Source organism: Streptomyces sp. NBC_00691 (assembly GCF_036226665.1).
Taxonomy (GTDB): Bacteria; Actinomycetota; Actinomycetes; order Streptomycetales; family Streptomycetaceae; genus Streptomyces.
The window spans coordinates 907,641-921,310 of sequence record NZ_CP109007.1 but is presented as its reverse complement, the minus strand read 5'-3'; the positions used below and the strand labels follow the sequence as shown (position 1 = coordinate 921,310).

Genomic DNA, 13,670 nt, shown 5'->3' with positions numbered 1-13,670 from the left:
CCGGGTCCTGCACGTCCGGCTCCGCGGGGGAGGGACGGCGGCTGTCATCCGGTCGGCCGCCCGGCGTGAGGGGTGGGCGGTCGGGTGCTGCGGGGGGCGGCGGAGGGTGCGGCGCCGGGCATCGTCGACGGGCCAGTCGGTCGTCCGCCGCAGGGGATGCGGTCCGGATGCCGACGGCGTCCGGTCGAGAGGGGTGGAGGTCACGACGAGCCTCTTCCGACAACCGACCCTGCCGAGGGTCTGTCCTGATGTCGATGGTCTTTTCTGAAACGGTCTGTCCAGAAATGGTGCTGTTTCCAGCGTTAGCATCTTTTCAGGTGATAAGTCAACCTGGGGCGTGGTGGCGGGAGCCGTGCCCGCGTCGCCGGTGCGCGAGCCGCGACAGCGCGTTGTGCGGCCGTTCGTCGAGGAGGGTGCCGAGGATCCGCGTGCCGTCGCGGACCGTGCGCAGGGGGGAAGGCTCGTGGCGGCGCGGCAGTTCGTGACTGGGCACCTCGGCGACGCGCAGGCCGTAGTGCAGGGCGTGCGTGACCAGTTCGGCGCCCAGCTCGACCCCGTCCTCGCGCAGATCGAGGAGGTCCACGAAAGAGCGCCGGAAAGCGCAGAACCCGTACCAGAGATCGGTCAGGTGCTGGCCGTACATCCGGTGTGCGACCCGTAGCAGCGCGCGGTGTCCGATCCGTCGCGAGAGCGGATAGTCGGCGGAATCTCCGCCCGCGATGAAGCGTGATCCCTTGACGAAGTCGTAGCCGCTCTCCAGGTAGTGCAGATAGTGCGGGATCTCGTGCGGCGACATGCTGCCGTCGGCGTCCATCAGTACGACCAGATCACCGGTCGCCGCGAGCAGACCCGCGTGCGGAATGTCGCCGTGCGAGGAGTCCCAGGGTCCGAGCCCGCGCACGGTGAGCCCCGTGCGCGTCCGCCGTTCGCCGGGCGGGCCACCGACCAGGACCACGTCCCCCACGGTCGACGGGACTTGGCCGAGCAGCGGATCGAGCACCGGTCGCGGGTCGCCGTCGCCGGAGCGCACCGTGAGGACGAGACTCACCGTACGCGTGCCGGAACCGGGTGCGCGGTCGGTCGAACGGCGCAGGGGATGTGAATCACTACTCATAGGTACGGCCTTCCGCGCGGAAAACCCGCGTACTTCAGGATCCTGCGCCGGAGGCGATGCCGTCAAGAAATGGGGGAAGAATATGCGAACCTCCAGGAAGGTATTCCCCATCTGTCTGCACAGGAATTCGATCAGGCATACAATCCCGTCATGGCAGGGCGAATTGAGGACTACGCCCTCGTCGGTGACCTGGAGACCGCCGCGCTCGTGGGGACCGACGGGTCCGTCGACTGGTGGTGCGCGCCGCGCTTCGACTCGCCCGCGTGCCTGGCGGCCCTCCTCGGCGACCCGGGGCACGGCCGCTGGCTCCTCGCCCCCGTCGGCGGGTCCCACTGCACGCGCAGGAGTTACCGGGGCGACACCCTCGTCCTCGACACCGTCTGGGAATCCCTCACCGGAACCGTCCGCATCACGGACTTCATGCCCCCGCGCTGCCCGCGCGAGGACGCACCCCGCATCGTCCGCGTGGTCGAGGGGATCGCCGGACGGGTCGACGTGCGCAGCGAGTTGAGGGTCCGCTTCCACCACGGCAGCATCGTGCCCTGGGTCCGCTCGGTGGACCGCCGCACCGTCGCCTGGGTCGCCGGACCCGACGCCGCCTACCTCTCCTGCGACCCCGGCGTCGAACCCCTCGTCACCCCCGACCGCACCACCGTCGACTTCACGGTCACCGCGGGCCGCCGCGTCTCCTTCGTCCTCGGCTGGCGCCCCTCGCACGCCCCCGCGCCCGCCGCCGCCCCGCCCGCCGACGTCGACGCCGCCCTCACCCGTACCCTCGCCCTCTGGAACGACTGGGCCGCCGCGCTCCGTTACGAGGGGCCGGCGCGCGAGGCGGTCATCCGCTCCCTGCTCACCCTCAAGGCCCTCACCTACGCCCCGACCGGCGGCATCGTCGCCGCCGCCACCGCCTCCCTCCCCGAGTCCCTCGGCGGGCAGCGCAATTGGGACTACCGCTTCTGCTGGCTGCGCGACTCCACGTTCACCCTCTCCTGCCTGCTGCGCGGCGGCTGCCGCAGAGAGGCGCTCGCCTGGAAGGACTGGCTCGTCCGCGCCGTCGCCGGCGACCCCGCCGACCTCCAGCCGCTGTACGGGGTCGAGGGACAGCGGCAGCTGCCCGAGACGCAGGCCGACTGGCTGCCGGGTTACGAGAACTCACGTCCCGTCAGGTTCGGCAACGCGGCCGTCGACCAGTTCCAGCTCGACATCTACGGCGAGGTGCTCAACACCGTCTACTCGGCCGTCCGGGCCGGGGTCGCCCTCGACGCCCCGGACTGGGCCCTGGTCGCCTCGCTCCTGGAGTACCTCGGCAAACGCTGGCAGGAACCGGACGAGGGCATCTGGGAAGTGCGGGGCCCGCGCCGCCACTTCGTCCACTCCAAGGTCATGGCCTGGGTCGGCGCCGACCGGGCCGTCCGCCTCGCCCGCGTCGCCGGGCTCCGCGGCTCGCTCGGGCACTGGCAGGCCCTGCGCAACGAACTGCGCGCGGAGATCTGCGCCCAGGGCTGGAGCGACGAACAGCAGTCCTTCACCCAGTACTACGGAAGCCACCAGGTCGACGCCACCGCCCTGCTGATCCCCCGGCTCGGTTTCCTCCCCGCCGACGACCCCCGTGTCCTCGGGACCGTCCGGGCGATGGCGCGGCTCGACGACCACGGGTTCCTCCGCCGCTACGGCGACGTCCGGGACGGCGGGACGCACGAACTCGACGACCTCGGCGGCACCGAGGGAGCCTTCGTCGCCTGCACGCTCTGGTACGCCGACGCGCTCGCCATGACGGGCCGCACCGACGAGGCCCGCGCCGTCTTCGAGGGCGTCCTCGACGTCCGTAACGACGTCGGCCTGCTCGCCGAGGAATGGGACCCGGTGGCGGGCCGCCAGCTCGGCAACATGCCGCAGGCGCTCAGTCATGTGGCCCTGGTGAACACGGCGTTCACGCTGTACGGAACCCGCCGTCACGACCGTACGGGGGGATCCCGTCATCTCGCCGTGGCATGATCGCGCCCGATCCGGGGCGCCTGACGGAGGCGCCCGACGGAAGTTCAGGGGGTGGAACATGTCGTGGTTCCTGGTCGTGCCGAGCGTGTTCGCGGTGCTGTTCGCCGTCGGCGGTACGGCGGCGATCCGGACCGGCTGGATCCTGCCGTTCCAACGACGCCGCGTCCACCGGCCCCAGCTCTTCGGCTGGGCACAGGTGATGATGGCGGTGGCCTTCGCCACCCAGGTGGGCGGGCAGCTCCTCGACGAGCGCGAGCCCGGATACGTGCTCGGCGTCATCGCCCTGCTCGCCCTGCTCGGCGGACTCGTCCTCGCGGTCGTCGCCCAGCGCCCCAGCCCGGACCGCTGAGCGGGAGCGCCCGCCGGGGCCCGGGGCGCCGCCCCGGGTCCGCGAGCCCTGACGGCTGGGTGGGGCCCGCCCCGCGAACCGTCCCCGACGTGTTTCGTTCGGGTGCGTCCAGCGGGCGGGGCCGCCGCGCGTGGGTTCGAATCGGGGCATGGCTCCCTACGACAGGCCCCGCGCGGGCGGCTCCCCGAGGCCGCTGGAGACCGGTGACACCTGGTGGTACGCCGCTGTGGCAGGCGAGGCCGCCGGATCGTTCAGCACCCGGGTCCGCACCCGGACCCGGCGCGGCTGCCTCGCGGCCGTCCTCCTGCTCACCGTCGTCTACGCGGGCCTCGTGCTCACCGCGACCGGCCGTCGCTGGGGCGACGGGGCCATGACCGGCAGGCGCGCCGACGCTGCGGCCGTGACCGTGCTCCGCGAGCACCCCTCGCTCGCCGGGCTAACCACCCTCTCTCTGGTCCTCGGCTGCGTCCTGCTGCTCGCCACGGGTCTGATACGCAAGCGGTACGCCCTCACCGGCCTCGCCGCCGGCGGGGTGGTTACCGCCCTCGCCCTCACCGGACTCCTCCAGCGGTACGCACCCCGCCCCCGGCTCGCCGACGCCGGCGGGCTCCTGTCCACCGGCTTCCCCAGCGCCCAGACCACGCTCGCCCTCGGCGTCGCCTTCGGTCTGGCCCTCGTCGTCCCCTACCGGCTGCGCAGCGTCGCCGTCGGTGCCGCCACGCTCTGGGCCGTCGGCGTCGGCGCCCACACCATCGCCGCGGGCCAGCACCGGCCCGGCGACGTGATCGCCTCCGGCCTGGTGGTCCTCGCCGTCTTCTGCGGCCTGCTCGCCCTCCTGGCCCGCAAGGGCCAGGTGCGTCCCGGCGCCCGACGGGGGCCCGCCCTCCCCGGCCTCCCGGTGACCGTTCCGCTCGCCCTGCTCGCCGCCGGCGGGCTCGGCGTGGGCCTCTGGCTCCTCGGCGACACCCTCGCCCTGCCGAGCGTCGCCCCCTACGACCCGGCCGACCTCCGGCTCGCCCACCGCTGCGGGCAGGCCCTCGCCGCGGGCGTGGTCGCCGCCGCCGCCCTCGTCCTGCTCGGCCTGCTCCGCCGTGTCGACGTCGAGGGCGCCCCCACCCCGTACCGCCTCGGCGGGCCCTTCGTGGAGGCCGCCGGAGTGCCCCGGGACGGCGAGCTCGTGGGGCCCTTCACCGAGGACCGCGATCACGAGATATCTTGATGTCGAGCAATCTCGCATACGCAGACGTGGAGCGGAGCACCCGGTGACTGACTCGACCATCATCTACACCCACACTGACGAGGCGCCTGCCCTGGCGACGTACTCGTTCCTGCCCGTGATCCAGGCGTATGCCTCGCAGGCCGGCGTCACGGTCGAGACGCGGGACATCTCCCTCGCGGGCCGCATCATCGCCGTCTTCCCCGAGTTCCTGGAGGAGGGCCAGCGCATCCCCGACGCCCTCTCCGAGCTCGGCGACCTGGCCAAGACGCCGGGCGCCAACATCATCAAGCTGCCGAACGTCTCGGCGTCCATCCCGCAGCTCAAGGCCGCGGTCGCCGAGCTCCAGGCGCAGGGCTACGCCCTCCCGGACTACCCGGACGACCCGCGGACGGACCAGGACAAGGACGTCCGCGCCCGTTACGACAAGATCAAGGGCTCGGCCGTCAACCCGGTCCTGCGCGAGGGCAACTCCGACCGCCGCGCGCCCGGCTCGGTCAAGAACTACGCCAAGAACCACCCCCACCGCATGGGCGCCTGGACCTCCGAGTCCAAGACCAATGTCGCCACCATGAGCGAGAACGACTTCGCCTCCACGGAGAAGTCCGTCGTCGTCACCAAGGACGACACCCTCCGCTTCGAGTTCACCGCCGCCGACGGCACCACCAGCGAGCTCCGCGAGCCGCTGAAGGTCATCGCCGGTGAGGTCGTCGACGCCGCCGTCATGCGCGCCGCCGCCCTGCGCACCTTCCTCGGCGAGCAGGTCGCCCACGCCAAGGCCGAGGACGTGCTCTTCTCCGTGCACCTCAAGGCCACGATGATGAAGGTCTCCGACCCGATCGTCTTCGGCCACGTCGTCCGCGCCTTCTTCCCCGAGACCTTCGCCACCTACGGCCAGGTGCTCGCCGGCGCCGGTCTCTCCCCGAACGACGGCCTCGGCGGCGTCCTGAAGGGTCTGGAGTCCCTCCCGCAGGGCGACGAGATCAAGGCCTCCTTCGAGGCCGAGCTCGCCGCGGGCCCCGCCCTCGCGATGGTCGACTCCGACAAGGGCATCACCAACCTGCACGTGCCGTCCGACGTCATCGTCGACGCCTCGATGCCGGCCATGATCCGCACCTCCGGCCACATGTGGGGCCCGGACGGCCAGGAGGCCGACACCCTCGCTGTCCTCCCGGACCACAGCTACTCCGGCGTCTACCAGGCCGTCATCGAGGACTGCCGCGCCAACGGCGCCTTCGACCCGTCGACCATGGGCTCCGTCCCGAACGTCGGCCTCATGGCGCAGAAGGCCGAGGAGTACGGCTCCCACGACAAGACCTTCGAGATGGCGCAGGCCGGCACCGTCCGCCTCGTCGACTCCGAGGGCAACGTCGTCCTGGAGCAGGAGGTCGCCGAGGGCGACATCTTCCGCGCCTGCCAGACCAAGGACCTGCCCATCCAGGACTGGGTCAAGCTCGCCGTCACCCGCGCCCGCGCCACCGGCGCCCCGGCCGTCTTCTGGCTGGACGAGAACCGCGCCCACGACGCCCAGCTGATCGCCAAGGTCGAGCAGTACCTGCCGGAGCACGACACCGAGGGCCTGGAGATCAAGATCCTGTCCCCGGTCGACGCGACGACGTTCTCCCTGGAGCGCATCCGCCGCGGCGAGGACACCATCTCCGTCACCGGCAACGTCCTCCGTGACTACCTGACCGACCTCTTCCCGATCCTGGAGCTGGGCACCAGCGCCAAGATGCTGTCGGTCGTCCCGCTGATGGCGGGCGGCGGCCTCTTCGAGACCGGTGCCGGCGGCTCCGCCCCGAAGCACGTCCAGCAGCTCGTCAAGGAGAACTACCTCCGCTGGGACAGCCTCGGCGAGTTCTTCGCCCTGGCCGCCAGCTTCGAGCACCTCGCGACCACCACGGGCAACTCGCGCGCCCAGGTCCTCGCCGACACCCTCGACCGCGCCACCGGCACCTTCCTCAACGAGGACAAGTCGCCGACCCGTCGCCTCGGTGGTATCGACAACCGCGGCAGCCACTTCTACCTGGCCCTGTACTGGGCCCAGGAGCTGGCCGCCCAGACCGAGGACGCGGAGCTGGCCAAGGCCTTCGCGCCGCTGGCCGAGTCCCTCTCCGCCGACGAGCAGAAGATCGTCGACGAGCTCGTCGCCGTCCAGGGCTCCCCGGCCGAGATCGGCGGCTACTACCAGCCCGACCCGGCCAAGGCCGCGGCCGTGATGCGCCCGTCCGCCACCTTCAACGAGGCCATCGCCTCCCTCGCCTGATGCGGCACGGGAGGCCCCCCGCCTCCCACGCCCCCTCGCGCACACGCGTGGCGCCGCCCCGGACGGAACTCTTCCGACCGGGGCGGTCCCGTCGGTGGCGCATCCGCCGTTCGGGTGTGAACCTGGATGGATGAGCTGGGCATCTTGGACGACCGCCGGTGTCTACACCGGGCGAGGTGGGGTGCTGACCGTCGAGGCCGGAGTCGTCACGGGCGATGTGACCGTGCACACGACCTGGGCCGACAACGAGGCACGCGTGGCCGTGCAGTACAGCGGCGCGTCCGACTGGTTCACCATGTCGGGCAGTCCCGTTCCGTGCGCGTCGGAGGAGGAGAGCCGCGATCTGCACGACGCCGTCGTGGCAGCCGTCCGGGAGGGGAGCGGGGCCACGGTCCCGATCCTGCCCGTACCACCGCTGTGATGGACGCCGGCGTCGATCACCGATAAGTGTTATCCCTCCCTCGCCCACGGGTCTCCGAACCACGGGGGACTCGTACCAGTGATGAGGGAGCAGATCCATGCACAGCGACGAGCGCCGCGCCACCGCGCTGGTGGAGGCCGCCAGGGCCGGTGACGCGGACGCCAGGGACGCGCTGGTCCGCGCCTACCTGCCCCTCGTCCACAACATCGTCGGCCGGGCCCTCGACGGCCATGCCGACACCGACGACATCGTCCAGGAGACGATGGTCCGCGCCCTCGACGGCCTGACGGGTCTCCGCGACCCGGCCCGTTTCCGGTCCTGGCTCGTCGCCATCGCCATGAACGGGATCCGCCGCCGCTGGCGCGAGCGCCAGCAGGCACCCGTGCCCGGCCTCGACCGGGCCGCCGGCCTCGCCGACCCGGCCGCCGGCGACTTCACCGAGGCCACCATCCTCCGGCTCGGTCTGTCCGGCCAGCGACGCGACGTGGCCCGCGCGACCCGCTGGCTCGACGAGGACGACCGCGAGCTGCTCGCGCTCTGGTGGCTGGAGGCCGCGGGCGAGCTGACCCGCGCCGAGCTGGCCGAGGGCCTGGGCGGGATATCCCCGCAGCACGCCGCCGTCCGTGTCCAGCGGATGAAGGAACGGCTGGAGACCGGCCGCGCCGTCGTCCGCGCCCTCGACGCCGTGCCGGTCTGCCCCGACCTCGCGGAGACGGTCACCCCCTGGGACGGCCGCCCCTCCCCGCTCTGGCGCAAACGCGTCGCCCGCCACGTACGCACCTGCGCCGCCTGCACGGCGCGGGTCACCGGCCGCAGCGGCCTCGCCCCCGTCGAAGGGCTGCTCGTCGGCCTCGGCCTCGTACCGCCGCTGGTGATCGGCCTCATGGACGGCCCCGCCGCCGAACCCGTCGCCTTCGACACGGTCGCGTCCCATACGACCGCCCCCGCGCCGACCACCACGGACCCGGCCGCCCCCGGCACGGCGGGGGCACACGCGTCCGGGGCCGACGGGACCGCTCCCGACCCGGCCGTGTCCGACGGCGTCTCCCGGTGGACACCCCTGCGCCGGGTCGGCGTCGCCGGAGCCGCCGCCGTCGCCGTCCTCGGCGCGGTCGCCCTCCTCGTACCCCAGGAACCGCACACGCGCATGGAGCCGGGCAGCCCGGTCGCCGCGCCCCCCGCGACCCCCGCCGCGACGACGCCCCCGCCGTCGCCGACCCCCACCCGCGCCGCGCCCCCCACGCCGACGACCACGCCCCCGACCCCACGCCGCACCCCGGCCCCCACGCCCGCCCCCACGCGTGAGGAGCGGGTCACCGGACTCGTCAACCGGCTCCGGGCGCAGGCGGGTTGCGCCCCGCTGCGCATCGACCCCCGGCTCACCGAGGCGGCCCGCGGCTACGCCCGTGACATGGCCGCGCGCGGCTACTTCGGACACGCCAGCCCCGAGGGCGAGTTCGCGGACACCCGGATCACGGCCGCCGGGTACACCTGGAGTGCCTGGGCCGAGAACCTGGACCGGGGGACGACCGACCCGGCGTCCGTCGTCGACGACTGGACGGACGGGTCGATGCACGAGGAGAACATGCTCGACTGCCGGTACCGGGACACCGGAGTGGCGTCGGCCCCCGGTCCCGGCGGTACGGTCTGGGTGCAGAAGCTCGCCGCCCCCGCCTCCTGACGGTCCGGGAGGGCGGCTCAGCGCCTGACGCCGAAGTTCTGCACCCACCAGGGGCCGTTGGCGGTGAGCGTCACCCCGACGCCGATGTCCTTGAAGGCGCAGTTGAGGATGTTCGCCCGGTGGCCGGGACTGTTCATCCAGTCCTCCATCGCCCGGGCCGGGGTCTTCGGACCGCGGTGGATGTTCTCCCCCCAGGTCGACCACGCGTACCCGGCGCCGGTCATCCGGTCGCCCGCGTCGCGCCCCTCCGGGTCGTCGTGTTCGTAGTAGCCGCGGGCCGACATGTCGTCGGCGTGGCGCTGGGCGGCGGTCCGCAGGCGGCTCTCGGCGAGCAGCGGACCGCAACCGGCCTTGTCGCGCTCGGCGTTGGCGAGCGCGATGACGTCCCGGACGAACCGCGCCGCCTTGCCCGTGGGTGCCTCCACCACGGGATCGGCGCCCGGCTGCTCCCGCTGCCCCTGCGGCTGCGCCGGACGCTGTGCTTCCCGGGCCGGTGTGGTCCGGGTCTCGCGCCGTCGCTCCGACTCCGCCTTCGGAGGCGTCTCCGGCCGGGTCGCCGCCGACGCGGAGCCGTCCGGCGTCGTCCGCGCCGTACGGGGAGAGGGCGGGGCAGCGGTCGAGGGCGCGGACGGGGCCCAGGAGGCCGGCCTGGCCACCCGTAGGGCCGTCACCTCTCGTACGCCCTGCCCTTCCCGTGCGCTCTCCGCCTCTCGTACGGTCTCCGGCCCGGCGCCCGGGGCCGCGGCGGCTGTGGAGCGAAGCGACACGACCGGCCCGGCGGCCGGGGGAGCGGCCGCCGTGCGGCCTGACCCGAGCGAGGTGACGTACACCCCGGTGACCACCGTCAGGACGGCGGCGGCGGTCCCGGCGGCGGTGACGGCGCTCCGGAAGGACGGCCGGCGCGCGGCGCGGCGTCTCGCCCCGCCGCCCTTGCGGTGCCGCCCGCTCACACGGGCCGCCGGGGCGTCCGCCGTGTGCGGGCCCGCTGCCGGGGGGACGTCCGCGGCGGGGAGATCCGCCGCGAAGTCCCGTACGGTGCGGGGCGGGTACGGGCGCCGGGTGGGGTCGGGGTCGCCGGGCTGACCGGGACGGTCGTGGTGCCGCATGGAGCTCCGCTCTCTCGCCGTGGTCGCCGAACGGTCCGGCGCTGGGGAGAGCCACCGGGGCGACGGCGGTAACACTTTCCTGTCCCGGCCACCCCGACACTCCTCGTCAACGTGACGCGTCAACCCCGCGCGTCAACCTGTATCGCACCCTTTCAGCCCTGCGGGACGACCGCCACCGGACAGGGCGCGAGGTGCAGGGCCGCGTGCGCCACGGACCCGATGCGCGGCCCGACGGCCCCCCGCCCGGCCCGTCGGCCGACGACCAGGAGCTGGGCGGCACCCGAGGCGGAGAGCAGCACCTGACCGGCGCTGCCCAGCTCGACGTGCTCGTCGACCGGCACGTCCGGGTAGCGCTCCCGCCAGGGCGCGAGGGCCTCGCGCAACGACTTCTCCTCGTACGGGACCAGCCCGCCGGCCTCGTCGGCGAGCCGCATCGAGGCCGGGCTGTACGCGTAGAGCGCCGGAAGGCTCCACGCGCGCACCGCCCGCACGGACGCCCCGCGTGCGGCCGCGGTCGCGAAGGCGAAGTCCAGCGCGGCGGCGCTGTCCTCCGGACTGCCGAGCTGTCCGACGAGCACGTGCCCGGTGGGGGGTTCGGCCGGGTCTCCGTCGCGGGACCGGACGGCCACCACGGGGCGGGTGGCGCCGGCGATGATCTGCTGTCCGTAGGAGCCGAGCAGGAAACCGGCGACGGCCCCGTGCCCGCGCGATCCGATGACGAGCATCTCGGCCCGCTCCTCGGCGCCGAGGAGCGCGGCGACCGGAGTGTCGGTCAGCACCTCGGCGGTGAGGGTGAGCTTCGGGTAGCGCCCGCCGATCGTGGCCTCCGCCTCGCGCAGGACGGCGTCCGCGGCGCGTTCCTGGCTCGCGCGGTCCTGGACCAGGGGGAGGTCGATCGGTTCCCAGCGCCACGCGTGCGCGAGCCGTAGCGGGAGGTCCCGGTGGAGCGCCTCGCGGGCGGCCCAGTCCGCCGCGGCGAGACTCTCCGGGGATCCGTCCACTCCTGCGACGATCTCACGACTCATCAGGCTGCCTCCGTGGGTAGGTGGGTGGGCCCGCCGTTCGGCCGGACCCCGCGCCTCCCAGCTTGGGCCCTTCGGCCGCCCGGCGAGAGGGCCGGACGTCCCGACATGCCGGTCCGTCCGTCCCTTTCCTCCCCACCCGGGCCGGGGCGGGCGCCTCCGTCAGGCCAGCAGGGTCAGCCGCGCGTGGGTGCCGTTGAGGTAGTGGTCCCCGATGTCACGGAGCCGGTGGGCCGCCTGGGTGGGGGCGGTCAGCGCGCGGGCGTTGCGCCAGAAGCGGTCGAAGCCGGGACCTCCGGAGCCGGCGTCGGCGCCCGCCGTGCCGTCGACGAGTTCGAGGATGCGGGTGGTGATGTGCACCGCCGCCCGGCCCGTGACGGTCTCGGCGGCGGCCACCAGGACGGCGATGTCCGCGCGTTCCTCCACGCCCAGCGACCAGGCGGCGAGCAGGCCGTGGGTCAGCGCGTCGGTCGCCCGCTCCACCACCGCGGCGGCGGTGTGCGCGGCCGTCGCCAGCTCCCCGTACGCCAGCAGGAGGTAGGGGTCGTCCCCGGCGCCGGCCGCTACGGAGCCGTCGGAGGTGTCGCCGGGTCGGTCCGCCGGTGCCGGTCCGGCATGACCGGCGCGGCTGATGTCCCTCGCCTCGGCGAGCGCTCCCTCGGCGATGCCGAGCCCGACGTGGACCAGGAGCAGCCGCAGCGCGAGCGGGGCGAGGGTCGAGAAGGGGGCGACGGCGTGCTCGTCGTGGGGGAGTGCGCCCAGGACGTCCTCGGGGGCCACGGGGACCCGGTCGAAGGTGACGGTGCCCGCGCCGGCGAGCCGCTGGCCGACCCGTTCCGTCCCGGCGGCGGTGAACACTCCGGGCTCGGCCGGGTCCACCAGGACGACGAAGAGGTCGCCGCTGCCGCCGGGTCGGGCTCCGACGACGAGCCGGTCGGCGACCGTCACGGCGGACGGGAAGGCACGGGTCCCGTCGAGGACCCAGCCGCCGGATTCGGCGGGGGTGAGGATGAGGCCGGCGCCGGTCTCCGACCGGGGCGCCTCGACGGCCCCGGCGAGCAGCCAGCGTCCCTCGGTGGTGCGTACGTCGAGGGGATGGCCGTTCGCCAGGGGAGTGCCCGGGTCCCGCGCGGGACCGCCGAAGAAGCGGCTGCTCCAGGAGAGGGCGTAGTGATGGGCGAGGAGTTCGCCGACCGAGCTGTCGGCGGCGGAGATCTCCCGTACGACCGCACACGCCGCCTGCCAGTCGGCGCCCCGCCGGTTCGGGCCAGGGGCCGTCAGGAGGGCGGGAAGGCCGGCCTCCTGGAGCCGGGCGACCTCGTCGAACGGTGCCTTGCCCGCCCGGTCCCTGGTGAGGGCGTCGACGGCCAGGTCGTCGGCGAGTTCGCGGGTGACGCGGGGCCAGATCGCGTCGTCGGCGGGCCGGTCGACCGGGCTCTCGCCGGGCCGTTCGGCGGGTCGTGCGAGTGGGCCGGCGGCTGGTGCGGAGGTGGTGCGTATCGCTGGTCTCTTCGGCGACTTCCTCGGCGTACTCACGTCACCTCACATGCTTCTCGTATCCCCACTGGAATAGTAGGGATAGTGGCAGAGGGGTGGTCGCCGCCCCAAGGGGCGTCCGTAAGCTGGACAAGGTCGTCTCGGAACGTGAGAAGAGGTCACATCGGCGCAGCTCGCGGCTGGTTGGCCCCGAGGACTCATGGGTTGGTCCAGGACTCCGGGTCGTCCGCGAGCGCGACGATCGTGTCGGGCAGCTGCGCCGCCGCGACCTCCGCGAGCGACACCCCGAGCACCTCACGGACACTCGCCCGGAGCGCGATCCAGAGGGTGAGCAGCGACTCGGCCGGACCGGTGTACGACAGGTCCGGCGGACGCTCCCCGCGGACCGATACCAGGGGTCCCTCCACGCAGCGGATGACCTCCGCGACCGAGATCGACTCCGCGGGCCTGGCCAGCCAGTAGCCGCCGTTGCCGCCGCGCTGGCTCTGCACGAGTCCGCCCTTGCGCATGTCCCCGAGGATGCCTTCGAGGAACTTGTGCGAGATGCCCTGGCCCTCGGCGATGGCCTCGGCCTTCAGCGGACCCGCGTCCTGGGCGGCGGCGAGCTGGAGGGCGGCACGCACCGCGTAATCGGCCCTGGCTGAAATGCGCATGCGCGCATTATTCCGCACGCTTGCGTGAGGTGGCCCGTACCGCACCCTTGACGCCGTCCTGGGCCGGTCGGACACTCAGGACGGGGAAACCGAGCGAACAGGTAGGGAACCATGGGACGCAGCGGCCGACGCGACACGTCACCCGCCGCACCCCTCCCAGGCTCCCTGCCCCTCACCTCCCGCCGCCACATCGACCTGCTCCGGGTCTGCAGCGCGGCGCATCGCTGGCACCGCCGGGTGGTCCACCCCACCCGCTGAGGGTCTGTTCGCCGAAGGGGCGCCGCCCCCGCGGGCGCAGCGTCGCGCCCCTCTCCTCTTCCCGTACCTCTGCTGCCTCCGGGCCCCGCGCG

At 73.7% G+C, this 13,670-nt stretch carries 11 protein-coding genes; 6 read left to right on the top strand and 5 right to left on the bottom strand.

Features of this window, described 5'->3' with window-relative positions:
- Positions 1-325: 325 nt before the first annotated feature.
- Positions 326-1,114: a glycosyltransferase family 2 protein gene (locus OG392_RS04055; protein WP_329275644.1), complete on the bottom strand. Its 789-nt coding sequence runs from the start codon at positions 1,112-1,114 to the stop codon at positions 326-328.
- A 150-nt stretch (positions 1,115-1,264) separates the two neighbouring features.
- Between OG392_RS04055 and OG392_RS04050 the strand changes: the two genes are divergently transcribed.
- From OG392_RS04050 to OG392_RS04025, 6 genes are all read left to right on the top strand, one after another.
- Positions 1,265-3,109, top strand: a complete 1,845-nt coding sequence (locus OG392_RS04050) for a glycoside hydrolase family 15 protein (RefSeq protein WP_329275642.1) — start codon at positions 1,265-1,267, stop codon at positions 3,107-3,109.
- Positions 3,110-3,167: 58 nt separating this feature from the next.
- The gene (locus OG392_RS04045; RefSeq protein WP_329275641.1) at positions 3,168-3,458 is read left to right on the top strand and encodes a hypothetical protein; all 291 of its coding nucleotides are present in this window, start codon (positions 3,168-3,170) and stop codon (positions 3,456-3,458) included.
- A 148-nt stretch (positions 3,459-3,606) separates the two neighbouring features.
- On the top strand, positions 3,607-4,677 hold the full coding sequence (locus OG392_RS04040; protein ID WP_329275639.1) for a phosphatase PAP2 family protein: 1,071 nt from the start codon (positions 3,607-3,609) through the stop codon (positions 4,675-4,677).
- 43 nt (positions 4,678-4,720) lie between these two features.
- Positions 4,721-6,940, top strand: coding sequence for an NADP-dependent isocitrate dehydrogenase (locus OG392_RS04035; protein WP_329275636.1), 2,220 nt, complete (start codon positions 4,721-4,723; stop codon positions 6,938-6,940).
- A 130-nt stretch (positions 6,941-7,070) separates the two neighbouring features.
- Positions 7,071-7,361 carry a hypothetical protein gene (locus OG392_RS04030; RefSeq protein ID WP_329275634.1) on the top strand — a complete coding sequence of 97 codons (291 nt, stop codon included), beginning with the start codon at positions 7,071-7,073 and terminating at the stop codon, positions 7,359-7,361.
- Between the two features lie 97 nt (positions 7,362-7,458).
- Entirely contained in the window at positions 7,459-9,042 is a 1,584-nt protein-coding gene (locus tag OG392_RS04025) for a sigma-70 family RNA polymerase sigma factor (RefSeq protein ID WP_329275632.1), read from the top strand.
- A 17-nt stretch (positions 9,043-9,059) separates the two neighbouring features.
- On the opposite strand, the gene OG392_RS04020 is transcribed toward OG392_RS04025, so the two are convergent.
- The 4 genes from OG392_RS04020 to OG392_RS04005 form a co-directional block, all read right to left on the bottom strand.
- Positions 9,060-10,148, bottom strand: coding sequence for a CAP domain-containing protein (locus OG392_RS04020; protein ID WP_329275630.1), 1,089 nt, complete (start codon positions 10,146-10,148; stop codon positions 9,060-9,062).
- A 152-nt stretch (positions 10,149-10,300) separates the two neighbouring features.
- Entirely contained in the window at positions 10,301-11,173 is an 873-nt protein-coding gene (locus OG392_RS04015; RefSeq protein WP_329275628.1) for a universal stress protein, read from the bottom strand.
- 159 nt (positions 11,174-11,332) lie between these two features.
- Entirely contained in the window at positions 11,333-12,706 is a 1,374-nt protein-coding gene (locus OG392_RS04010) for an acyl-CoA dehydrogenase (protein WP_329275626.1), read from the bottom strand.
- A 158-nt stretch (positions 12,707-12,864) separates the two neighbouring features.
- Positions 12,865-13,320: an RrF2 family transcriptional regulator gene (locus tag OG392_RS04005; protein ID WP_329275624.1), complete on the bottom strand. Its 456-nt coding sequence runs from the start codon at positions 13,318-13,320 to the stop codon at positions 12,865-12,867.
- Positions 13,321-13,670: the final 350 nt, after the last annotated feature.